The sequence below is a fragment of the Okeania sp. SIO2F5 genome (assembly GCF_010692685.1).
In the GTDB taxonomy this organism is placed as follows: domain Bacteria; phylum Cyanobacteriota; class Cyanobacteriia; order Cyanobacteriales; family Microcoleaceae; genus Okeania; species Okeania hirsuta.
The window spans coordinates 235001-261380 of the sequence record NZ_JAAHGU010000008.1 but is presented as its reverse complement, the minus strand read 5'-3'; the positions used below and the strand labels follow the sequence as shown (position 1 = coordinate 261380).

12 protein-coding genes and 1 pseudogene are annotated in these 26380 nt (G+C 34.8%); 7 read left to right on the top strand and 6 right to left on the bottom strand.

All coding sequences use genetic code 11. From position 1 onward, the window contains the following. Positions 1-449 precede the first annotated feature (449 nt). Both ftsZ and thiD read left to right on the top strand, forming a co-directional pair. On the top strand, positions 450-1721 hold the full coding sequence (gene ftsZ / locus F6K27_RS06250; RefSeq protein WP_287274555.1) for a cell division protein FtsZ: 1272 nt from the start codon (positions 450-452) through the stop codon (positions 1719-1721). Between the two features lie 289 nt (positions 1722-2010). After that, a complete protein-coding gene (gene thiD / locus F6K27_RS06245) occupies positions 2011-2823 on the top strand; it encodes a bifunctional hydroxymethylpyrimidine kinase/phosphomethylpyrimidine kinase (protein ID WP_287274553.1) in 813 nt (270 codons plus the stop codon). A gap of 356 nt (positions 2824-3179) precedes the next feature. Here thiD and F6K27_RS06240 read toward each other — a convergent pair whose 3' ends face one another. Together F6K27_RS06240 and dndE are read right to left on the bottom strand one after the other, a co-directional pair. Then, on the bottom strand, positions 3180-3608 hold the full coding sequence (locus tag F6K27_RS06240) for a late competence development ComFB family protein (protein WP_287274552.1): 429 nt from the start codon (positions 3606-3608) through the stop codon (positions 3180-3182). Between the two features lie 231 nt (positions 3609-3839). Beyond that, on the bottom strand, positions 3840-4232 hold the full coding sequence (gene dndE / locus F6K27_RS06235) for a DNA sulfur modification protein DndE (protein ID WP_287274549.1): 393 nt from the start codon (positions 4230-4232) through the stop codon (positions 3840-3842). 1358 nt (positions 4233-5590) lie between these two features. Here dndE and F6K27_RS06230 point away from each other — a divergent pair. Then, complete coding sequence (locus tag F6K27_RS06230) at positions 5591-7411, top strand: hypothetical protein (RefSeq protein WP_287274547.1); 1821 nt, start codon at positions 5591-5593, stop codon at positions 7409-7411. A gap of 213 nt (positions 7412-7624) precedes the next feature. On the opposite strand, the gene F6K27_RS06225 is transcribed toward F6K27_RS06230, so the two are convergent. The 4 genes from F6K27_RS06225 to F6K27_RS06210 form a co-directional block, all read right to left on the bottom strand. Next, the gene (locus F6K27_RS06225) at positions 7625-8164 is read right to left on the bottom strand and encodes a tachylectin-related carbohydrate-binding protein (RefSeq protein WP_287274546.1); all 540 of its coding nucleotides are present in this window, start codon (positions 8162-8164) and stop codon (positions 7625-7627) included. Positions 8165-8334: 170 nt separating this feature from the next. Next, a complete protein-coding gene (locus F6K27_RS06220; RefSeq protein WP_287274544.1) occupies positions 8335-8958 on the bottom strand; it encodes a hypothetical protein in 624 nt (207 codons plus the stop codon). Between the two features lie 1889 nt (positions 8959-10847). Further along, a complete protein-coding gene (gene ftsH3 / locus F6K27_RS06215) occupies positions 10848-12689 on the bottom strand; it encodes an ATP-dependent zinc metalloprotease FtsH3 (protein WP_287274542.1) in 1842 nt (613 codons plus the stop codon). 240 nt (positions 12690-12929) lie between these two features. Then, positions 12930-13073, bottom strand: coding sequence for a hypothetical protein (locus F6K27_RS06210; RefSeq protein ID WP_287274540.1), 144 nt, complete (start codon positions 13071-13073; stop codon positions 12930-12932). 651 nt (positions 13074-13724) lie between these two features. Here F6K27_RS06210 and F6K27_RS06205 point away from each other — a divergent pair. The 4 genes and pseudogenes from F6K27_RS06205 to F6K27_RS06190 all read left to right on the top strand — a co-directional run bounded on the left by F6K27_RS06205 (position 13725) and on the right by F6K27_RS06190 (position 25852). After that, positions 13725-14873 carry a tetratricopeptide repeat protein gene (locus F6K27_RS06205; protein ID WP_287274538.1) on the top strand — a complete coding sequence of 383 codons (1149 nt, stop codon included), beginning with the start codon at positions 13725-13727 and terminating at the stop codon, positions 14871-14873. Positions 14874-14888: 15 nt separating this feature from the next. Then, positions 14889-15437, top strand: a pseudogene (locus F6K27_RS06200) (FkbM family methyltransferase); the annotation flags it as partial. Positions 15438-16179: 742 nt separating this feature from the next. Next, complete coding sequence (locus F6K27_RS06195) at positions 16180-23853, top strand: methyltransferase domain-containing protein (RefSeq protein ID WP_287274536.1); 7674 nt, start codon at positions 16180-16182, stop codon at positions 23851-23853. Between the two features lie 1375 nt (positions 23854-25228). Further along, complete coding sequence (locus F6K27_RS06190; protein WP_287274534.1) at positions 25229-25852, top strand: class I SAM-dependent methyltransferase; 624 nt, start codon at positions 25229-25231, stop codon at positions 25850-25852. Positions 25853-26380: the final 528 nt, after the last annotated feature.

The window sequence follows — 26380 nt, the reverse complement described above, 5'->3', positions numbered from 1 at the left end:
TGTTCATGTAATTAAAGTCAACCCGAATCATACCTTTCACTCATTGTAGTAATTGTGGTCAGAAAGTACCATTAACTTGATCAGTTAGAATTCATTCTTGTCCATTATGTAAAATAGTTTTAGATAGTCCATTATGTAAAATAGTTTTAGATAGAGATGAGAATGCTGCAATTAACATATTGCAATAAAACATTAAACGAGGTGGGTATCATCTTGCCTGCTTGTGGAGGCGTAAGACGTTAATCAACCTGTGTTCGTGCAACGTTGCGCCAGCAGGAGCAAGAAACTTCTTTGTTTGAGAAGCTCCCGTTATCATCTCCGATTTTAACGAGAGAGAACTTCACCATGCTTTAGAATATGACTGATTAACCTATGCTAAGAGCTATTCTGGTAATAAGGTATAAATTAAATTAAAATTTAAAAATACTATATATCTACCATCCCCAAAAATGATAGTGAATAATCAACAAGGGGTCAACAGTGAAAGTCCCCAATCCCAAGGACAAGGAAATTTTCCATTACCAAAAAATCTCTCTAATCCCTTTCGCAATAGCTCGGGACTTTATGGAGAACAAAATTATGACCCCAAAGCCACCCCAAAGAAAGAATCTAGGAGTGATGATATTGTGCCAAGTAATACAGCAAAAATTAAAGTAATAGGTGTTGGAGGGGGTGGCGGCAATGCTGTTAACCGAATGATTGCTAGTGAGGTTTCTGGTATAGAATTCTGGACAGTTAATACAGATGCCCAAGCTCTAACCCTGTCCAATGCTCCTAAACGCTTACAACTTGGACAAAAACTCACAAGAGGTTTGGGGGCAGGGGGTAATCCGGCTATTGGCCAAAAAGCGGCTGAAGAATCTAGGGATGAAATAGCTAATGCTTTAGACCACCCCGATTTAGTATTTATTACTGCTGGAATGGGAGGTGGTACTGGTACTGGTGCAGCACCCGTTATAGCTGAAATTGCTAAAGAAGCAGGATCTCTGACAGTGGGTATTGTGACGCGTCCCTTCACTTTCGAGGGAAGACGTCGAATTACTCAAGCTGATGAAGGAGTTGCTGCTTTACAAAGTAGAGTTGATACTTTAATCGTAATTCCCAATAATCGTTTGCTATCTGTAATTAATGAACAAACTCCCGTACAGGAAGCTTTTAGAATTGCAGATGATATATTACGTCAAGGTATACAAGGAATTTCAGATATTATTACTGTGCCTGGGTTGGTGAATGTTGACTTTGCCGATGTACGAGCAGTGATGGCAGATGCAGGTTCAGCCTTGATGGGAATTGGTATGGGGTCTGGGAAGTCTAGGGCAAGAGAAGCAGCAAATATGGCCATTTCTTCTCCTTTACTGGAATCTTCTGTGGAAGGAGCTAGAGGGGTGGTATTTAATATTACTGGCGGAACTGATTTAACGTTACATGAAGTTAATACTGCTGCTGAGACTATCTATGAAGTTGTCGATCCTAATGCCAATATTATTTTTGGGGCTGTAATTGATGAGAAATTGCAGGGAGAAATCAAAATTACTGTCATAGCAACTGGTTTTAGTGGAGAAGCACAAATGAATCCTACCCAGGAAATATCACAGCCAAGAAGGTCGATACCAACTCCAACTCCAACTCCAACTCAAAGCACAGAGAAGCAGAAAAAATTACCAGGATTGGATATTCCTGATTTTCTGCAAAGGCGACGGACTCCACCTACTAATAGATAGATGGTTAAAGCAAGGGAATTTTCTTGATATTGACATCCAGGTCAATTCTATTAATTGTTATATCAAATTTGTTGGCCTTGCACGGCAGTGCAATTTAAAGAAGTTGATTAAGTTAATAGTAGTTTAGTTAGAGGTAAATTTAGGCATTCTTTAGTGGTTAACAGGTTTATATAGTGTGGCACTATAGGTTTAACTATAGTTTATAAATGTTATGCAGTATTTGTGCATAAGTTCTATTTATTTAAAAATAACTACAGACTATTGACTACTGACTACTAAATTTGATATTATGAATAATTTAAAGGTATCAAGTATTCCTGTTGCTTTGACTATTGCTGGATCTGATAGTGGTGGTGGAGCGGGTATTCAGGCAGACCTGCGTACTTTTGCTTTTCATTGTGTTCATGGTACGAGTGCTTTGACTTGTATTACTGCTCAAAATACTTTGGGAGTAAATAGGGTTGACGCTTTGTCCCCAGAAGCGGTAAAAGCACAAATTCAAGTTGTTTTTACGGATATAGGCGTACAAGCAACTAAGACCGGAATGTTATTGAGTCAGGAAATTATCTTGGCCGTAGCTGAAGAGATAGAAGCTTTAAATTTAAATAAATTAGTAATAGACCCAGTGATGGTCTCCCGTGCAGGTGTTCAGTTGATTGATGATTTGGCTGTGGAAGCTCTACAGAATGTTTTGCTGCCTAAGGCGACTATTGTTACTCCTAACATTTATGAGGCAGAGATTTTTACGGGTTTAGAGATTAATAACCTAGATGATATGCAGATGGCTGCTCAGGAAATTCACAGGCTAGGAGCAAAAACAGTTTTAGTCAAGGGGGGAGCCATGAAGAATGAGTTACTAGGAGTAGATGTTTGGTTTGATGGAGCGCAGTTTGAAATTTTAAGGACTGCTACGGTGGAGACTAATAATACTCATGGCACTGGTTGTACTCTCTCGGCAGCTATAGCTGCTAATTTAGCTCAAGGGAAAGATTTATTTTCTGCAGTTAAATTGGCGAAGGATTATGTCACAAATGCTTTGGAGTATGCTTTAGAAATTGGTCTTGGTCAAGGGCCAGTAGGACATTTTTTCCCTTTATTATAGCAGAAGTAAGAATGTTTTAGCTATCTATCTCGATCTTGCGAGAAAAATTTAAGAAAAAAATTGGCTAAATGGCTAATGGTTAAGTTGGTAATAGCCATTTCACAATATACTTAGGGCTTGCTGATTAAAAATCAAAGCATTGACAGATAAAGGTTGTAGCATTTTTTTGTCTAAAAAAGTATAAGCTTTTCGGTGGAAAGAGCTGCATAAAGTTAGTATTTTAGGACGATTATGGCAGAAAAATCAAGGGACAATTTTTCCGACTACCCCCTCTATAATTCCCATTTCTCCTGACTTCTGAGGAGGTCTTCCTGACTCCTAGCTCTACCAAAAGACTTTCCATACGCAAACCCTACTTATTTTCTAGAACTCCCTAAGTTATAGTACTGACTATGATTCCAATTATAATTTTTACTGCTTTCTTTATTTTCTGCCGTAGATCCTCCTGCTTTTGTTACTAAGGAGGATACTTTTTTGGTTTCCTCTGTAAATAGAGGAGTTGAGCTTTTCAACAAGTCTCTTTGTACTGCTGCAAAAGCATGACGTACTACTACCACAATCTCCTTTCTATAATCTTCTTGTGCTTTTTTTGTTTGAAACTTCCAGCCTTCCTGACTAGAAGCATATAAGGGTGGGAGACGATTCAGCGCATAAGTTTCTACATCAACTCGCTTAATATATTTCGCTAACTTTTGAGGTAATAAGGTAATTTGGCGATTTACTTCCTGTGCTACCATATCTTCCATGACATTTAGATATTTCTTTTTAGAGTTAGCATGAATCATTGCATATCTCCTTTTTATTGTTCCAATATTTAACCTACCTAGCTGTTGTACCTCCAACTTTAGGATAAGAATGCTTCTATAATATTAACTTAGTTAACTTAGTTAATTACTTGTATTGACTCAACTTCTTCTATTATTTATTTACAATTTGATGTAACAATTTAGTTACATAAATTATATTTACTCTACATAACAAGAGATATCTAAATATTAAATGTTTAGAGTTAAAATTTAGTCGAGAGAAGGAATCACAGTTGCAATTAAGTCTTCTATCCTTTTGATATTTGGGTTACCAGCTAAATATCCAATACCTCGATGCAAGTGTAGGCGAAACTGAGTGGCCAAAGTTTCTCTTTCTATGCCTATTTGATCATTATAACAACGTTGCTTTAGAGCTAATAAAAAGATGTCAGAAAATTCTCCACCGAAAATTCTCCATGTTAATTCTAAATTACTATCAGCAGGGGTTGGTACTAGAGAGGGAATGCTTGATTCTGCTAAAGAGCAACAAAATGCCCAACGACAAAGAATATTCCATTGGTCTATTTTGGTATTACGTTTCAGCTTAGTTAACTGATCTTTAGCTGTTTGAGAAAGTCGTATTCTTTCAATTGGTGGTTCCATTAAAGGTCTTAAAGTTGCTTATTAAGTAAATGTTATGAGTCTGATGATATCACAATAAATTTTGATGATAGACCTGGCGTTGGCCATACAGTATGGTGTAGAAAATTACATATAACTTAATGGAGTTATCGTTAGTTATAATCAACATATTTTTTACTAGATTTTTGTCATCAACAAATTAGATAGTGCTAAACAAGTAATTATTTTTCTTGTATATCTTCGTCATGGGACTTACACGCTCGTAGAGTGATAAAATAGTCTCAAATATATACAGATAGAGAGCTTCACGTCAAAAAGGTATAATTCTTTGACTACCAAGGGTTCCAGGCATTTTTAGGACATTGACGTAATTTCCTTATGCAGACAGACTCTTCCTGCGGAATGCTACGCAAATAGGCATTTTTTGACCAGAAAATGTGTAAGTACCACTAATAATTCAAGGAATTTAGCGAATAATATTATTACATATTTAGAACTGCAAAAAAATAAATTGATTGCATTTTTAGTTCTATTTTTAAATTTAAATTATACTGTTTTTTTGCTTTTAAAAATCTTAAATTAATCATAATAAAATTTATAATATATTTCAATACATCAATTTTTTTTGAATCTATTCAACCATTATAATTTACCAATTAAAATCAGATAAGCCTGTTTTTTTTAAAGCTTTATAAAGCAATTGATGCGGTATTAATATAGCATTTTAACCTGTTTAAAGTATGGTTTTTGTATTTTTATTTCAGCTAATATTTCCGGGATAATGTTCTCTGAAAACCAGAATACTGTAACTTACCAGTATGATAATTTTTATAGTGGTAATTATACAAAATCGAGTTGTAAAATAGTCTCAAGCATATACAGAAAGAGGCTTTGATGTCAAAAAGGTATAAATCCTTAATTACCGAATAATTAATAATTAATAATTAATTATTAATTATTAATAATTAAATAATTCTGGTTTAAAGCTTCCCATTTTAAAGGAAAAAAAAGTGGTCGTTAGCGGAGCTTCCCGTAGGGTGGGATGGCGTTTGCTACCGCAAAGCTTTCCATTCCGGAATGCTACCGCAAACGCTAACAGCGGAGCGAGTCTGCAAGAACGGGTCTCCTCGCCATATCCAATCGAACAAGAGAAAAAATAATATTTCCTGATATTCAATCCTCTCGGTTTTAACCAAAGGTAATTATCAATTATCCATTAATGAACAAGGGTTCTAGGAATTTTTATGGCATTGACGTAATTCCCTTATCTAGACTGACTATCAGCCATTTTTTGATCATAAAATGTTTAAGTCCCAATAGTATAAAAAATTATTTTAAATATCTGTTAAAATCTGCCTATTCAATCAATTCTTGATTATATGTTAATGACAAATATACATAAATTTTTAACTACCCCTATCGTAGATGAAAAATCTTGTAAAGGGGTGATATTTTGGTTTAGCCTTAGCATGACTTTTGCTACAATTTATGCTTTTATGACACTTAAAAAAGCTTTTGCTAGTAGTCTGAGTATTCAAGATGATGCTAGACAACATATTTTTTGGATGCAGCGTTTTTTTTATCCAGATTTATTCCCCAATGATTTAATTGCTAATTATTTTCAGTCAGTAGCTCCAGCAGGATATACTTTACTTTATAAAAGTGCAGCAATTATAGGAATTAACCCGTTTATCTTTGCCAAAATTATCCCTTTTATTTTGGGTTTAATTTGTACTTACTATATTTTTCAAATCTGTTTAGAGATATTACCAGTACCAATGGCAGGATTTATTGCTGCTTTGGTAATGAATCAAGCTATTTGGATGAAAGATGATGTTGCTTCTGCTACACCTAGAGCATTTGTTTATCCATTTTTTCTGGCTTTTTTATATTATTTACTCCAAGGTTCATTGGTCAGAATGGGAATAGCGATTGCTCTGGTCGGATTATTTTATCCTCAATATGTATTTATCGCTTCTGGCATTCTAATTTTCCAACTAATTTACTGGAAAAATGGGAGGTTTCAGTTATCATCAGAAAAACGGACTTTTCTATTTTGTGGAGTTGGTTTAAGCACGGCATTTTTTGTTTTATTACCCTACGCTTTAACTTCTTCAGAATTCGGACCTGCTATTAGTCGAGAAGCAGCGATGAAATTAAGAGAGTTTTATCCAAATGGGAGGAGTACTTTTTTTCACGTTCATCCAAAAGATTTTTGGTTAACTGGCAAACGTAGTGGAATGTTTCCTAAGTCTTTATTTACTCCAGCTACTCAATGTGCAGGATTATTATTGCCGTTTTTATTGACTTTTAAATCTGCTTTTCCTTTAATCAGAAGTATTACTAATAGAATTTGGTTATTAGTACATCTATTACTGTCATCTTTGGCAATGTTTTTCATTGCTCATGCCTTACTTTTTCGGTTGCATCTTCCGAGTAGATATACAGGATTAAGTTTCCGGATAATTATTGCTTTGGCAACGGCGATCGCTCTGACTTTAATTATTGATGCTTTGTTTAATTGGGCAGAAAATAGACAAAAATATCCTGTTAAATTTCAGGGTATTATTTCTTTAATTTTAACGAGTTTAATTATGGCATCTCTGGTGTTATATCCTGCTTTTGTTAAAGGCTTTCCTCTGGTGAAATATAAAGTGGGTAGAGCTACAGATTTATATAGCTTTTTTCAAGCACAACCTCAAGATATTTTGATTGCTTCTTTGGAGGAAGAGGCAAATTTATTACCTACATTTGCTCAACGTTCTATTTTGTTGGGTAGGGAATATGCTATTCCTTATCAAGTTGGTTATTACAGTCAATTTCGGCAACGAACTATAGATTTAATTGTTGCTCAATATAGTTCAGATTTAGCAGATGTGAAAAATTTTATTCAAAAGTATGGAATTGATTTTTGGATGTTACATCGTGGTAGTTTTACGCCAGAATATATTGAGGATAATAGTTGGTTAATGCAATATGAACCTGCACAGGATGCGGTTACTTTTTTGCAGTTGGGATATATTCCTGCTTTGGCAACAACTATATCTACTTGTACTGTTTTTGAGAATGATAGTTTATTGGTTTTGGATGCTAATTGTGTGAGGAAGGAAGAAGGAAGAGGGAAGAAGGAAGAAGGAAAAAGGAAAGAGGAAAAAGGAAATAGGAAAATTGAGGTAATTAATAATTTTAGAGTTCAGTAGTTAGCGAAGCGTAACGCACCGAAATATTTAGGATAAAAATATTTGGCAGAGGTGGTGCATTACATTTCATTTTCATGTCACGCAGTGTTTCATGTCGGTTCTTAGCCGAAACGCACCTTACTAAATATTCTCTACTTTAGATGAAACAGTCCACTACTATGGAGCGTATTAGCGAGTGATTTCCTATTCCCAGAAAAAAAAGGATATTCTTCCTTAGAAAATCTTGCTGTAAATATTCCAACCGCTAGATATTACCCTTTCATTACCATTGTTGTTGAAGTTATTAAGGTCTGGCGAGCCACTATAGTTATAGTATGATAATTCTCCATTAGGTTTCTGAGCAAATAGAACACCAGAACCTCCTGAAAAAATCTTGCTGTAAATATTCCAACCGCTAGATATTACCCTTTCATTACCATTGTTGTTAAAGTTATTACGGTCTGGCAAACCACTATAGCTATAGTATGACAATTCTCCATTGGATTTCTGAGCAAATAGAACACCAGAACCTCCTGAAAAAATCTTGCTGTAAATATTCCAACCGCTAGATATTACCCTTTCATTACCATTGTTGTTAAAGTTATTACGGTCTGGCAAACCACTATAGCTATAGTATGACAATTCTCCATTGGGTTTCTGAGCAAATAGAACACCAGAGATACCTTGAGGATTCACAACAGATGTAAAAATTGTTAAGAGAGCGATAATACTTGCAAGTAAAACCTTTGCTATGCGACTTTGTATAATTTTCATTTCTAGCCCTTCCTTTACTGTGGTTAAACCTAAATGTGATAAGAATTAAAAATTTTTGATTAAATATCTTAATTACACCAGGCTTTCATTACTGAAATACTTTATATTTATTTAAGGATTTAGGTTTATAGATGTAGGGATGGATTTAAGAAAATCTAGGGATTAAGCATTCAAGAATTTTCTCGATATTCTCGAAATGGCTGTAAAATAATTCCTAAAATTTTATCAACTTCTTTGACGTAATATTCCACTGCATCTATACACACAATTTTTTCTTCAAGTGTTAAAAACTTCCAATTTGTTCCAGTTGTAACTGCGCCATAAATAACCTTAACTGGATTATCAGCTCGCTGATTAAATAATTGCGCTCCAACCATACTAGCAACACATTGTCCTAACCCACGAATAATATTTTCATTTTTAGCTTCAACAATGATAATCACTGGAGCTGTAATGAAATATTGTTCGGAGGAAAAACTGAGCAAAAAATCACAATATCCTTGTAATCCTAATTCTGCTTCTACGTTAAATTCTGTTCCTGAAAAAAGACTAATTCGATAATTTAATTGCCGTCTCACATCAGCTAAAATTTGAGAAATTAATAGTTCAGAACGAGCTTTTTCTGTATTAATAGCTGTTGCTAATGGAATATATTCTCGTAAGATAGTTGTGAGAATTTCAGAAGGTTTAACTGGTTTAATTTGGGCGAATAAATCTTGATTTTCTTCTAAGGTTAATTCAAAATTTGTCTTGGCTATTTCCAATGTGAATTTACTGTAAGAAAGATTGCTCATATAGGACAAGTCAAAAGTCAAAAGTCAGAGTTTAGTAGGTTGGGTTTCACTACCGTTCAACCCAACAAAACCTTACTAATGTTGGGTTTATCCTAACGGATAATCTCTGCTAACGGGATGTCGCGATTTTTTCTGGAGGAGCTTCCGAGAATGAAAAAAAAATTGGTGATTTTCCACTCAATCGTCATAGTGGTACTTAAACATTTTCTGGTCGAAAAAATGCGTCAAAGCCACTCTAGACAAGGGAATTACGTCGATTCCCTAAAAATGGCTAGAACCTTTGGTAATTCAGGATTTATACCTTTTTGACGTAAAAGCCTTTGCCCGTCTATATTTAAGCCTATTTTCTGGCTCTATTTTGTTTAAGTCCCAATAGATGGAAAGATTTGATGAGGGAAAAATCAGTATTCTTCAGGTAGCTTCAGAGAATGAAAATCTTGGTGGTATTGCTTCAGGGAAAAAATTCCTAAATAGTTCATCGCCTCTAAGCAAGGGAATTTTGTTGAATAAAAAGTCATGCGCATAGACGAACAGCCCCATTTAAATCTGATGATATCAGAATTTTTGTGAGGATGCAACCGGAAATTCCTTTGAGTCGCGATTTTTTTTCGGAGCTTCAGAGAATGAAAATCTTGGTAATTTTTCACTCAATTGCCATGGATGGAAAGATTTGATTAGAGAAGAAATAAGTAAGTAGTTCTTGAGCTTCAGAGAATGAAAATCTTGGTGGTATTGCTTCTGGGAAAAAAATCCTGAATAGTTCATCGCCTTTGAGTAAGGAAAATTAATTGAATAAAAAGTCATGCGTATAGGCAAGCAACTCCATTTAAGCCTGCTAAATTTAGGAGAAGAAAGAATTAGAAAGTGGTGAGTGGATATCAAGATTTAGATGCACTTTTTGAGGATGTGGATAATAGTTAATTTACTATTATTGAATGACTGTATAATTTGCATAAATTATCTTTTCTTTTACGGGTTTAATCACCCATAGTCAACGGGGGTGCTGAAAATTGTTTGGGGTTATTAAGATATTAAGGTGATCGGTCATTGACTATCCATAAGCAATTTTCCTTTCTGCCTTTCGGTCCGAATGCTGCACAAACACACTTCTGATTTCTGACAATTTGAATTCTTCTGCTGTAGCGATCGCTCCAACTAATTAGAGTATGACAAAGTAATCAGAAAATTATCATTACTTTCTGTTCTACTGTCTCCAAGGGAGGGCAAAATTCATTTCAAAAACAAAACTAAATTGTCACCCTTTTACATAATTTATACTAATTAAATTTATTTTTAATATTATTTATATTAATCAAAATTGCCTCATTTTTCGCTAATTATTACAAAATATTTCACGAACTTGCGTTATTTCAGCGATTTGTATCATACTCTGTACATTAAGATATGATGCCAATGTTATATTTAAATCAAAAAAAAGACCTTTTCAAGAAAGCTACAACCTTGTATTTACGTTAATTGCATCTCAAATCTGGTAATTTTCAGCAGAGTCAGATAACTTCAAAAAAACAAATTTTGAACAAGTATAAATGCCTAAGTAATTCTAGCTATTGACAAATAGTACATAAATGTAAGATGTAAATTCCAGACACTCAATATCGGCAGTCGGTGCAACTGTAATAGTATTGATTGAACTTAGGATAAATTACCTAATGATGTCAGCTATAGCGCGTAGCGCAAGTCAGGAGTTAGTAGGGCGAATAGTCATTCGCCCCTACAGAAGTTAGAAGTAATCCCTGACTAACTAAAGAGGAGAAAAATTTCAGATCATACGAAGTCGAAGGAAAGGTGAGGGCAGATCAAAAGGTTAAAACTCTAGACAACGCTAGGTTTTTCCTTCTGCCTTCTGCCTTCTTCCTTCTGCTATAGCCCTATATCAAAGCCGCCATCTTCACATCATTAGTTGCCAACAACTCCTGTAACTCATCAGAGTCTACAGTCTCCTTGTCAACCAACATCTCGGCTAACTTATCCAAAATATGACGGTTAGTTACCAATACTTCCTTCGCCCGACGATAAGCTTGCTCTACCAAATTGCGCACCTCATCATCAATAGCAGCAGCAGTTTCCTCAGAAAAATCACGCTCCGCCATAATATCCCTACCTAAGAACATATTACCGTTCTGACGACCAAGAGCAACTGGACCAAGGCGATCGCTCATGCCAAAGCGAGTCACCATTTGCCTTGCCACATTAGCAACCTGCTGTAAATCGTTAGAAGCACCAGTAGTCACCTCTTCATCACCAAAAATAATCTCCTCAGCAAGACGACCACCCAAAGCTACAGCCATCTGATTTTGTAGATAAGCACGAGAATACAAACCAGAGTCCATCCGGTCTTCGCTAGGAGTAAACCAAGTCAAACCACCAGCACGACCGCGAGGAATAATACTAATTTTCTGTACTGGGTCATAATCAGGCATCAACGCTCCGACTAAAGCATGACCAGCTTCGTGATACGCTACTAACTCCTTACGCTTCTCGCTCATTACTCGGTCTTTCTTTTCTGGACCAGCTAATACCCGGTCAATAGCATCATTAACTTCGTCCATAGAGATTTCAGTTAAGTTGCGACGAGCTGCCAAAATAGCTCCTTCATTTAATAGGTTAGACAAGTCTGCTCCAGTAAATCCAGGAGTTCGACGAGCAATTTTTTCTAGGTCTACATCTTTAGATAGACTCTTACCACGAGCATGAACATTGAGAATTTCTAGACGACCTGCATAGTCAGGGCGGTCTACTACTACTTGACGGTCAAAACGACCTGGTCGGAGTAGGGCAGCATCTAGAACATCTGGGCGGTTAGTAGCTGCAATAATAATGATACCTGTATTGCCTTCAAAACCGTCCATTTCGGTAAGTAGCTGGTTGAGGGTTTGTTCTCTTTCATCATTACCACCACCTAAACCAGCACCCCGTTGACGACCCACCGCATCAATTTCATCTATAAATACGATACAGGGAGCGTTAGATTTTGCTTGTTCAAATAGGTCGCGGACGCGGGAAGCACCTACACCCACAAACATTTCTACAAATTCTGAACCGGAGATGGAGAAGAATGGTACTCCTGCTTCCCCAGCTACTGCTTTTGCTAATAGGGTTTTACCTGTTCCCGGAGGACCTACTAACAATACTCCTTTGGGAATTTTTGCGCCTACTGCTGTGAAGCGATCAGCATTTTTGAGGAAGTCTACTACTTCTGTTAGTTCTAGTTTGGCTTGTTCAATACCTGCTACATCGCCGAATGTGACTTGGGTTTGGGGTTCCATTTGGACTCTTGCTTTGGATTTACCAAAGTTCATAGCTTGGCTACCAGGTCCACTTTGGGCACGACGTAGTAGGAAAAATAGTCCCACTAATAATAGGACGGGGAAGAATAAACTACTTAATGCTCTAACCCAGAAACCTTCTTCGCTTTGGGGGAGTACGGAAATGTCTACGTTGTTTTTGGTGAGGATGTTTATTAGGTCTGGGTCGTTGGGTAGGTTAACGCGGACTATACTACCGTCGGCGACTTTGACTCGTGCTGCTGTACGGTCGGCGCTGATGCTTACTCTGTCTACGTTTTTGGTTTCTACCTGCTGAATAAATTGACTATATTTCCAGGTTTCGCTGGTTTGGGGTTGTTGATCGAAGAATGCTGTTGCTAAGGCGATGACTACTATTGCTAATAGGGCATATAGGCCAGCATTTCTCCACCTTTTATTATTCACTGGGGTTGCTCCTTCTTATCTTTTTATACTATTGGGACTATTTTTTAATCCTGGTATATTAACTTATGTTAACTGATTTCTAATATAATATCACAGTAGATTAAAGTCAAAAGTCAAAACTCAAAAGTCAAAAGTTAGAAGTTATTTTTGTAACGGGGATTTGAAGTCAAAACTCAAAAGTTAGAAGTCAGAAGTTATTTTTGTAACGGGGATTTGAAGTCAGAAGTCAGAAGTCAGAAGTTAACCCACCCCTCGCCCCTCCCCCTCCGGTGGAGGGGAAGTAGGGGATTTGAGCAAGGTTTCAAGAATATTTCGCCTTAAAAGGTGGGGTTGCGCGACCCAATTATTTTGATAATGTTGTTCGGTAATTAAGTAAACAGTCATTTCAGTTATCAGTTATTAGTTATCAGTACTTGCTGTCATAGGGAGGCAAGAGAATACGGAGTTCTCTTTTTTGTTGGTCTGATGGATATGGCGTTCTCTTGGGGACTGGAGGGAAGGGAGACTTCATCCCTACCGCTTACTCCTTACTATCTCTTTTCTGGAGATGTCTATGGTAGTTTCAATGAGTAGTTCTCATAATTTTTGGCTATCTGATAGGTTATCTTAAGTAAACTCTTGTTTCTTTGCTTTCTTTCTTTAATAGCTAGCTGAGAGTTATGGATTTATACTATTGTTATTTTGTATTATCAAGTTGGTAATTGGATGTAGAAGTTTTTTCTATAGTAATTACCAAGAAGCGTGAGGTACAAAATTCCTTTTTTACGCGGGAGTAGGGAATAGAAAATAAGAAAAAAATTTAAGTAAGCAGACAAAATTATTTATATATAAATTTATTGTTAATCTTTTGATGGCTCTATAACATAGCAATCAAAGAGGAAAAAAATAAATAATATTTCCTTATATTCAATCAAGAACGGTTTTAACCAGAGGTGGTTATCCATTATCAATTAATGAACTAACCTCAATAAGTTGAAACACGCTATATCAGTTTCCTTTAGTTTTCAACACACTAAATACTAATGCTCAAATAATATGACTAATTTGAACTATCTAGAAACTTCAGGATGGCTCAATTCATTAAAAGAAGGAAAATCTATAGATTATAATTATCATCCTCTTCCTTGGTATTCTTATCCTGCTATTGAATTTATTGAGGATAAGTTAAAGAGCGATTTTCGAGTATTTGAATATGGGAGCGGACAGTCAACTTTTTGGTACGCTGACCGAGTTAAGCAGGTGGTTTCTGTAGAACATAATCCTGATTATTTTGTCAATGTTTCAACTTATATTCCTCAAAATGTGAAGCTAGTTTTGAGGGAAGATAGGCAAAGATATGTTGAGGAAATTCAGAATTATGATAATGGTGATTTTGATGTGATTATTATTGATGGAATTGAGCGAGTTAAATGTGCTGAAATATGTGGTGAAAAATTATCTAAAAATGGCTGGATAGTATTTGATAATTCGGATAGAGAGGAAAATGATAGGGGAGTAATTTTGCTTCATCATCAAGGATTTAAACGTATTGATTTTTATGGTTTAGTTCCTAGTCAAAGATATAAAAGCTGTACTTCTATTTTTTTTCAAAGTGATGATTTTTTATCGGATTTAAAATTACCTAGTCAAAAGCAGTCTTGCTTGGGTATTTCTTTGGGTCAAGGTGAAGCAAGAGCTAAAAGAAAAAATAAAAATCTAGACAGTCAAGATAATCAGATTTTGGCTTATTACGAAGCTATTAAAAATCAACCTTATGCTGCTGAAGCTTATCAGGGATTAGGGGATTTTTATTATTCTAAAGGTCAAATTGAAAAGTCTATTCGTTCTTATAACAAAGCAATAAAATCACAACCAAACTTGGCAATAGTTTATGCAAAACTAGGCAAAATTTATTCCCAAAAAGGTCAGCTAGAACAGGCGAACGCTTACTATCAAAAAGTTATTGCACTTGAACCAAAGTCGGCAGGTATATATTGGAGTATTGGTAATATTTTACAGAAACAGGGTAGATTATTTGAGGCTAATATTTATCAGCAAAAGGCATTAGAAATAAAACCTGATTTAATGAGAAAATCTTATGCTTTGAATCAGCTCGATCTTAAACTTGCTTCTTACTTAACTTGGGAAAATGGATTTTTTATTGAAGCTGGGGCGAATGATGGGATAAGTCAAAGTAATACTTGATATTTTGAGAAGTACAAAAACTGGCAAGGTATTTTGATAGAGGCAATACCAGAGTTAGCAGAAAAATGTAGAATTAATCGGTCTAAGTCAGCGGTTGAAAATTATGCTTTGGTTCCTTTTAATTATGGTCAGGATTATATAAAAATGTACTATTGTAATCTTATGTCTTTTGTTGATGGAGCTATGAAGTCAGAGGAGGAAAAAAAGGTTCATTTAAAAGCGGGTTGTCAAGTTCAAAATATTAATCATAGTTATGAAATTAATGTACGAGTAAGGACACTAACTGCAATTCTTGATAAGTATGGAGTTGAAAATATAGATTTGTTTTCGTTGGATGTTGAAGGTTTTGAATTAGATGTGTTGCAAGGTATTGATTTTGATAAATACCAACCAAAGTTTATGTTGATAGAAGTACGTTATGGAGATAGAAAAGCAATTGACTCTTTTTTAAGACCATTATATGAACCTGTTGCAGTATTATCTAATTCTATCAATGAGACTTTACTGGAACGGTCTCATCAAGATATTTTATATAAAGCGACGTCATTAATGGATAATGGATAATGGATAATGAATTTAATTTTTAAACCTTGTAGATCAACTATTTCTTTTAGATAATAAAAATATAAAATTTTTCACTTTTTGTACAAAGATTCCCAAGCAAAATAATTATCAATTATCCATTGGTTAAGCATTCAGCGGTGAGGATTCAGCTTTATTACCTTTAGAGGAGGAAAAAGTAATTGAGATATTTCCCAGAATTAAAAGTTTCTCAGCATTCAGTACTCAGGTATCAGCTATCAGCTTTCTTACCTGATAAGCATTTAGCACTCAGCATTCAGCTATCAGTTTTTATTACTTTGAAAGGAGGGGAAAATAATGGAAATATTTTCCATAATTAAAAGTTTATAAGCATTCAGCACTCAGGTATCAGCTATCAGCTTTATTAGCTTATAAGCATTTAGCACTCAGCAGTCAGCTATCAGTTTTGATTACTTTGAAAGGAGAAAAAATAATGGAAATATTTTCCATAATTAAAAGTTTCTCAGGATTCAGTAGTGAGATATCAGCTATCAACTTTATTACCGAAAAATCTTGGTCTAAAGCCTCCTCTTTTAAGGAAAAAAAAAGATAATTTCGTATTTAAAGCCTCTTTATTACAGAGGTACTGATAACTGATAACTGAAATGACTTTCTCCTTCTTAAACAAATCTTTAGTTGAACTTGATTTATCTGTAGATTTATCTACTTTATTCCTTCTTATCTCTTCCTTATTCCTTCTTCCTTCTTTCCTATTAAACTAAAAATGACTCAATTTCAATTAACAACTCCTGTAGTTATAATTATATTTAATCGACCAGATACAACGGCAAAAGTATTTGAGGCAATTCGTCAAGTAAAGCCTCTTCAATTATTTGTAATAGCTGATGCTCCTCGCCTCGATAGATATGGAGAAGTTGAGAGGTGTATGGCAGCAAGAAAGATAATCGATCAGGTTGATTGGAATTGTGAAGTTTTGACTAATTATTCTGAGAAGAATTTAGGTTGTAGAGAGCGTATTTATAATGGATTAAATTGGGTTTTTAGTTTGGTAGAATCAGCAATTATTTTGGAGGATGACTGTGTACCTCATTTAACTTTTTTTAGGTTTTGTGAAGAGTTATTAGAAAGATATCGAAATGATGAGAGGATTATGGCTATATCTGGAGATAATTTTCAGTTTGGTAATAATCCAATAGAGTCTAGTTATTATTTCTCTCGCTATCCCCATTGTTGGGGTTGGGCAACTTGGCGAAGAGCATGGAAAAATTATGATAATCAAATGCAATTATGGTCGAAGCTTAGAGGTAGTAAGTGGTTAGAAAATATTCTACAAAATAGTAGGGCAGTTCAATATTGGTCGGAGATTTTTCAGAAGAATTATCAAGGGTTTAATTCTTGGGCTTATGCTTGGACATTTGCCTGTTGGAATTATCATGGTTTAACTATTTTACCCAAGGTTAATTTAGTTTCTAATATTGGTTTTGGTCAAGGTGCTACTCACACTTCAAGTATTAATAAGTTTGCCAATATGTCTGTGGAGGAAATGATTTTTCCTCTGACTCATCCTCCCTCTATTATTCGTAATATTCCAGCAGACAATTTTACAGAAAAAACAATGTTTAGTGGTGGTTTACAAATTCAAAATGTTCATTGCAAAGTTTGTGGTTCAATATCTCACAAATTTGATAATGCTAAGGTTTTAAATAAATATAATGTTGACTATTTTCAATGTTCTAATTGTGGTTTTGTACAAACGGAAAATCCTTACTGGTTAGGGGAAGCTTATACAGAGGCAATTGCTAGTAGTGATGTGGGTTTGGTTTCTAGAAATCAAAATTTTTCTTTGATTACAGAAAATTTAATTCTCAACTTCTTTAATGCCAATGATAAATTCCTAGATTATGGGTGTGGGTATGGTTTATTTGTCCGGATGATGCGTGACTTAGGATTAGATTTTTATGGATATGATAAATATTGCCAAAATATTTTTTCTCAAGGATGGGAAGGAGAAATAAATAGGGAACAAAAATATGAAATAGTCACAGCTTTTGAAGTATTTGAACATTTCATAAATCCTCTGGCAGAAATTGAGAAGATACTGCAACAAACTAGAAATATTTTATTTAGTACAAAGCTATTGCCACCTGATAATCCTCGTCCTAATGATTGGTGGTATTATGCTCTGGAAGAAGGTCAACACATTTCTATATTTAACAAAAAAGCATTATCTGTAATTGCTCAAAAGTTTAAACTTAATTTATGTTCGGATGGAGAATCTCTGCACTTATTAACAGAGAAAAGTTTATCAAATTCCGAGTTTCACAGCATATTTAGGATAGGTAGATATAAACCTGAGAAAAGGAAAGAATCTTTAACTGAGGTAGACTATGAAAAAGTGACAGAAAAGAAACTAAAAAATCAGCAGCAGTTAACTGAGTTAGACTCTGAAAATATTGCCGAAAGAAAATCGAAAAATTGGCAGCTATTAGATTTCAAGGTTCTTATTGATGGTGTATTTTTCCAAATAAATAATACAGGTATTGCCCGTGTCTGGAAGTCTTTGTTGGAAGTATGGTCAAAAGATAGTTTTGCTAAAAATATTTTAGTGCTTGACAGAGCAAAAACTGCACCAAAAATTCCCGGCATAAAATATCGTGTTATCCCTGGATATAATTACGGCAGAATAGATGCAGACCGTCAAATTTTGCAGCAAATATGTGATGAAGAAAATGCTGATATTTTCATTTCTACTTATTACACAACACCTATCTTAACGCCATCTATATTTATGGCTTATGATATGATTCCAGAAGTTTTAGCTAAAAATCTTGATAACCCTTCATGGCAAGAAAAACATCGTAGTATTAAACAGGCAATTTCTTATATTTCAATTTCAGAAAATACAGCTCGTGATTTAGTAAAATATTTTCCTCAAATATCCGCAAATTCTATCAGAGTAGCTCCCTGCGGAATTGAACCTAAATTTTCTAGAGCGACCCCTCAAGAAGTTACTAATTTTCAGTTGAAATATAACATTCATCGCCCATACTTTCTGATAGTGGGTGAGAGAATAGGTTGGCTAGGTTATAAAAATACTATGTTATTCTTTCAAGCTTTTGCTAAATTCAAAAAATCCGCAGAATTTGAGATTGTTTGTATAGGGGGAAATAGAAAAGTAGAGCCAGAATTAAGCAAATATATTTCAGATAGTAAAATTCATTTATTACAACTGAGTGACCAAGAATTAAAATCGGCTTACTCTGGAGCGATGGCTTTAGTTTATCCATCAAAATATGAAGGTTTTGGACTGCCTATTTTAGAAGCAATGGCTTGTGGTTGTCCAGTTATTACTTGTAAAAATGCTTCAATTCCAGAAGTGGCAGGAAGAGCAGCTTTATATATTAATGATAATGATGTTAATGGATTGGTAAATGCTTTGGGTGAAGTGCAAAAATCAGAAGTTCGGCAACAATTAATAACTGCTGGTTTAGCACAAGCTCAAAAGTTTTCTTGGTCTCGAATGGCTAAGATTATGACTGATGTATTTATCCAGACTTTTAATCGGATTAAAGTAGAGAGATTATCTGCTATGGAAGATAGGAAAAAGTCAGGAGAAATTCCATTTCCAATAAATCATAGAGATTTAGAGATGCAGGTTAAATCAAAGGAATTTTCTAGTGTGGAAGATAGGAAAAAGTCAGGAGAAATTTCATCTCCAATAAATCATGGAGAGTCAGAGATACAGCTTAAATCAAAGGAATTATCTGGTATGGAAGATAGGAAAAATTTAGGCAAAATTCAATTTCAAATAAATCACGGGCAGTTAGAAATACAACGCTATTTTAGGAATGTTAATTCTTTAGATGAAGCTATTTTTGAGCGAGTCTTAGCTTACAGTGGAATGGAGACGCTTTCTCCAGGACAAAAAAAGCAAGTTAGGAAAGAGTTAATGGAAATTTGGGTGCCACAAATTCTGGAAGGTATCCCTGTTAAACCAGAGTGGAAAGTATTAGAAATCGGTTGTGGTGTTGGTCGTCTTATTAAGTATTTGCGAGAAAAATTTGCACGGGTAGATGGTGTAGATATTTCGGAAAATATGATTCAGTTTGCCCGACAATATTTAGCTGATGGGAAACAAAATGGAGAGCTATATATTAATAATGGCGATGATTTGCAACAGTTAGCTGATGAAAATTACGACTTTGTTTTTTCGACGATAGTTTTTCAGCACATCCGTTCTATTTCTATTGTCAAAAGTTATTTCCGAGAAATATTTCGGGTTTTGAAACCGGGAGGATATTTGAGAATTAAAGTACATGACCACAGCGCTGAAAGTTTAGGAAATTTTGATGAGGAAGGGGCAAAAGATCAACAATATTATTTTTCTGGCAATGCTTATACTGAAGAAAAATTAAAAGATTTATTAATGGCAGCGGGGTTTAATTTAGTTTCTTTAAAATCTGCTAAACCTTGGATTTGGGCAACGGTAAGACGAGAACAACAACTAGAAGTAGGTATAGAAAAATTTCCTCAAATAGCTACTCTCAAAAATAATCAAATGGGTATTGAATATCCAGAAATTAATCCATTGTCAGATAATAACCATCGACCGTTTTGGTCTGTGATGATTCCTACTTATAAAAAGGCGAAATATTTAGAGCAAACTCTCAAAAGTGTATTGCAACAAGCTCCTGCCCTAGAAGAAATGCAGATAGAAGTCGTAAATGATTGTCCAGACCATAAAATTCAAGCTGAAATAGAAGCAATTGTCCGAAAGGTAGGGGGAGAAAGAGTTAATTTTTATCGACATTTTCCACAAGATATTGGTCAAGCTCCGATTTTTAATATTTGTCTACAAAGAGCAAAAGGATATTGGATTCATCTACTCCATGATGATGATTTTGTCTTGCCTGGTTTTTATGAAAAATTACGTCGTGGAATTGAACAAAATACAACAGTAGGAGCAGCATTTTGTCGCCACTATTATATAGATGAATATGACCAGAAAAAGTATTTGTCTGTGTTGGAAAGAAAAACTCCAGGTATTATAGAAAATTTCTTAGAAAAAATTACTATTGAACAACGAATTCAAGTTGTGGGGATGGTAGTAAAACGTAAGGTTTATGAAAATTTAGGAGGTTTTTGTTCTCAGGCAGATTCGGCGGCTGATTGGGAAATTTGGAAGCGAATAACTGCTTTTTATCCTATTTGGTTTGAACCGGAAATTTTGGCTTGTTTCCGTTTACATTCCTCCTCGGAAACTTCCCGCTTAATGCAGTCTGGCGGTAATATAGAAAATGCTCGGAAAGCTATAGAAATTACTCAAACTTATTTACCAACAAAAATGGCAGAAAAATTATCTGATAAAGCTAGGGAACATTATGCAATTGAAGCAATAAAAATGGCTGCTTCTATGTTGAAAGGAGGAAATACTAATGGAGCGATCGCTCAAATTCGTGAAGGTCTTAAATGTAGTCAATCTCCTTCTGTAGTTAATTTACTTATCTCTGTTTTGGTCAGTGGGGAAACAGATTTAATTAAGACACCAAATCAGTCAGTCAATTCTCCAAAACCTCAGTCTATAGAACAACAAAAAGTTGTTCCTACTGTTAAAACTAATTTATTACCATCTCTGACAGAAATAAATCAGAATATTCAGCTTTATCAGCAAAACCAGTTGGATGAATCAGCATTAGTTAGATTGCAAGAAATTAGAAAGCAAATTGCAGAATGCTGGCTGAATATTCAAACTTCGGAAGAACTCAAAAATGTTTACTTGGGAGCATTTGGTCAAGCACACAAAGCATTATTAGCAAGTGGTATAAAAGACGAAACTTTAACTGAAATAGAACAAAGATTTGTAGACAAAATAAAAGCTAATTTTGCCAAAGGATTTAACCAACCTTTAGCCATTCAGTATTTATTGGCAGGGATGCTTTATCAAAGAGCAGATCGACTAGGAATTAAATACGAAAAAGCTCCCATACCTAGCTGGTTTGCTACAGACTATTTAAAATTTATGTTTGCCTCTCCCCAACTTTTTCAAGAAATAGGAGAAACAGATAATTATCATAATTTTCTAGTAGGATGGTTGAATTATGTGCATAACAATATATCCACTAATCCAGACTCAGAATTATGGCAAGTTATCGCCTGGTTTTTTGTGGAAAATGCTAATTGGATTCCTCTATATTTTACTACTACGCCCAATTTAAAAAATCTCTACATCAAGCGTGCAGAAATTATAGAATTTGCTCTAAAAAATCGTGGGTTAGAGTTAGATTATAAGATGAACGACCGCCCATTTAACCGCCCAAAAATTCGCTTGGGAATTCTCAAAGATCATTATTCTCCCCAAACAGAAACATATTCCTTACTCCCAGTATTTGAACATTTAGACCGGAGTAAATTTGAGATATTTCTCTATGCAATAAAATCTAACGGACATCCCTTAGAAAAATATTGCCAAAGTCACGCCGATAAATTTCTACAACTACCAGAAGAATTGAAAAGTCAAGCACAAATTATTCGCAACGACAACCTTGATATTCTATTTATTGGCTCTAATATTACTGCTACTATCAAAAATTCTACCTTGCTGGCAATACACAAACTGGCCAGAATACAAATTACATCCATCAATTCTCCCACTACCACCGGGATGCACTCCATAGACTACTATATCTCCGGTAAAATTACTGCACCAACAGAGACAACCCAAGAACATTATACAGAAAAACTGGCCAACCTAGAAGATTCCGGACTCTGTTTCCGATATGCGATCGCCGAACCCCCCTCAGGAGTAAAACCAATTCGCTCTAGTTGGGGGGCAACCGACCAAACCACCATATTTATTTCTGGAGCTAATTTCTACAAAATTATACCGGAGATGCGGGAGACTTGGGCCAAAATCCTAGCAAAAGTGCCCAATTCTATTTTAGTCTTGTATCCTTTTAATCCTAACTGGACTAATTCTTATCGATTTGCCCCTTTTATCAAACAGATGCGGTCTGTTTTGAAACGTCATGGTATCGACAGTAAGCGCTTGGTCGTAATTAAAGCATTACCAAGTCAAGCAGATATCAAAGAATGTTTGAAATTAGCGGATATTTATTTAGACTCTTTCCCTTACGGTGGTGCAACCTCTCTGGTCGATCCACTCATGGTCGGAGTTCCACCAGTAGTTGTTGAAGGAAATGCTTTAAGGTTTCGACAAGCATCAGCATTGCTCAGAGAGATAAAGATGGACGATCTTATTGCTGATGGGGAAGAGAGTTATATTAATTTAGTAGTGAAACTAGCAACTAATCCTCAGTTACGTCAACAAAAGCGGCAAGAAATTCTGGAAAAAATTGAGCAAAACCCTTCATTTTTAGACAGTCTTAGTTACTCTACACAGATAGGTAAATTATTTCAAGAATTATTCCAAGAATGGCAAAATATTCACGCGCCAAAAACTATAGAATCTACAGATAAAAATTCTTTAACTTCTGAATTTATCAATCGTTTGATTGGTTGTGTGAATCTCTACGAAATCGATCCTACTGACCAATCTTTAATAGAAGAATTACGTCAACTTCGTAAACAAATAGCTGATTTTTGGTTAGCTGTAGCTCCCAAAGAATTAGAAAATACTTATCAAGGCAAAATTAGACAAGCATATCAAGCTTTATTAAAAAGTGGAATTCAAAACGAACCTCAAACCGAAGATGAACAGAAATTTCTCAAAGAATTAGCTGAGACAAGTATGGGTTTAACTAATCCAAAAGCTATCAATACATTTTTAGGGGCAATGTTATATTTTCCTCCAAGCAAAATGTTAGTCAGAGATGCTAAAAATCGTTTACCTCAGTGGTTGATAGATGATTATAAACAGATATTTGAAAGTCGAGAAGTTGCCCAGAAGTTGGAAAAAGCTTTTAAATCTAAATCCCCTCATCTACCAGAAAATTCTCCAGTCACAACTGCTGAAGTTAGACCAGAAAAAAATGTAGTTTTAACAGCAAATCAAACAGATAATTTAGACATTCCACAGCAAAAATTTATCAATCAATTATTGGGCAGTGTGAATCTTTACTATATTGACCCATCTGATGAATCTGTGGTTCAAGAATTGCGTCAAATCAGAAAACAAATGGCTGATTTTTGGATAAATTTAGAACCTCAAAAACTAGAAACTTTTTACTTGGGTGAAATGGGTAAAGGTTATCAAGCATTACTCAATAGCAAAATTCAAAATGAATCTTTAATAGAAAGCGAACAAGAATTTTTACGACAGTTAGCTGCTCAACTTGCCAAAGGAATAGAAGCACCAAAAACTATAAATTATTTATTAGCAGCAATGTTATATTGTCGTTCTGAACAATTACGAATCGAAGATATAACTAAACTGCCTCATTGGTTACTAGAAGATTATCAAAAATTTGCAGGAAATTGATGATTTTTTTCAATCAAATTATTGTGCTAAGTAGATGGATAAAATTATTTGTGCATTTACTAATCAACGATATTCTTTTGACCGAAAAATCCTGGTCTAAAGCCTCCCCTTTTAAGCTATCCCTTATAAGGAACTCCTGAAAACCTTGTGGAGAGCAGGGGAGAAGGGAGAAAGAATCATATAGATAGGAAAAGCTACTTAAGTTATCAAAACAAATATACCTTTGAATACACTTTTTCTCTGAAAAAAAACTTTTAAAGGCTTGAATATAACTTGTCTATTTTGTCAAGTTTTATGTTAAGTAAATATGTTGATAAAGCATAGCCTTTTAAGGGGATAAAAAGCAGTATAGCTTCGGAGCTTCCCGTAGGGTGGGGTGACGAGGAGACCTCCCCATATCCAATTGACCAAGAGAAAAGAGAATTCCGTATTTTCTTGCCTCCTTATTGAAGAGTTACTAATAACTGATAACTGAAATTACCTATTGCCTACCTTTTCCAAATATTAAATTAATTCTTTGATTTCCAGATATTTATAATTAGGGTTTGCCAATTAATTTTAAGACCATTGACAGGTAAAGGTTTGAGCTTTCTTCGATTCCCAAAAAATGCGCTTGTTTTAGTCTAAAACCCTCAAAAAGTTAGCATAAAAGGCAAACCTTCGGACAAAAAAATTGAGGGACAATTCTTACTCCTACCTCCTCTAAATTCCCCATTTCTCCTGACTCCTGACTCCTGACTCCTACCCCTACTACTCATACTTTATTCAGCAAACCCTAATTACCCATAGCTAACCTATAAAGTTATCAACAAAATTTCCACACAGGAATTGTTTATCAAAATAATATTGGTCTAAAACCCCGCCTTTTAAGGCGCAATATTTTTGGAGAGTTGCTCACGCATCCCCTACTTCCCCTCCTGGGAGGGGGAGGGGCGAGGGGTGGGTTAACTTCTGACTTCTGACTTCTGACTTCGTTAATCTCAGGAGATAGAAAAGATTGGGGAAAATGATGAAATTGAATCCATTGAGAAAAGTTATTTTTTTAAGAAAGATGGGGAAATATTAGCTCAACAAAAACTTAAGTTGAACTACATTAAGCAATTGAAAAAAGAAGAAATTATGGAACAAGATGGGTTTAGTTTTGTTAGTGTCTATGAAAGCCAAAAGTTTTATGTTTATCGCAAAAAGTGAAACAGATAATCAAATAATTGTATCCAAATTAAGTCTGATACAAATTCCCTGTTAAGTTGCATCAAATTGAGAAAATAAATAGCTGATTTATTGATACGGATTTTTCAATCAAATCATCATGGTTATAGTTACTAAAATTCAAATTATTTATTAGGGACTGCACTTGACTCCTGCAAAATTAACTATGAGTCAATATATTAATATCACCGATTATTACGATAGTTTTACTGATTATTATGATCTTTTGATGACCCAAGGCTATTATGATTATCAAGGAATGGCTAATGCAGTCTATTCTTTGATGAAAGATGGTCATAAAAAAATACTTGAATTAGGTGTAGGAACAGGATTATTTGCTGAAAAATTATTGCCACTTGCTCCCGAAGCTGAATTTACAGGAGTAGATATTACCTTATCAATGCTCGAAATTGCCAGAAAGAGATTAGGAGGATGGGGAAAGTTGCTAGAGGCAGATATCTATGATATGAACCTCCAAGAAACTTTTGATATCGCTGTTTCTAGTAGAGGAGTTTGGGTAATAAGTCAACGAGGTGATCGGACTGACTTAAGAAATCATACTAAGGATATTGATGAGGATATTAAGGGATTAATTAATGTTGCTAAACATCTGCATCAAGATGGGTTATTCCTATTGAGTTTTCAAGGAGAACATAAAAGTTATCAACAAAGTCTTCCCACAGGAATTGTTTATTCTCATGAGATAGAAAAAATTGGGGAAAATTATGAAATTGAATCCATTGATAAAACTTATTTTTTTAAGAAAGATGGGGAAATATTAGCTCAATAAAAACTTAAGTTGAGTTACATTAAGCAATGGAAAAAAGAAGAAATTATGGAACAAGCTGGATTTAGTTTTGTTAGTATCCATGAAAGCCAAAAGTTTCATATTTATCGCAAAAAGTGAAACAGATAATCATTAAATTTTAGGCAGTAGGAAATAGGGAGTAGGGAATAGGGATAAAACTCATAAGGTATGGAACTATTAGAGTAGCTCTTGAGATTACAGAACTGCCAAAAAAAATCCTTAACTGAACTGTATTGATTTATACCTAAGCGGTCTAAATTTTCAATTTGGATGTCCAAAATATGCTATTGTGATTTTTGGCATTATGAAATACCTGAATCATATCAACACTATAGTCATTTAACTTTAGATTGAGACAAAGCTTTCTTGCTATGAGGGAGTTTCAGATGAAAAAACGTCTCATTTTTAAGTTAAACTACTATAATTTCAGAACGTAGATAAACAACCAAAAGTTGGAAGTAAAACTTCTGAGTTTATTGAGGATGAATTAGCTAAAAATCAGGTTGCAAA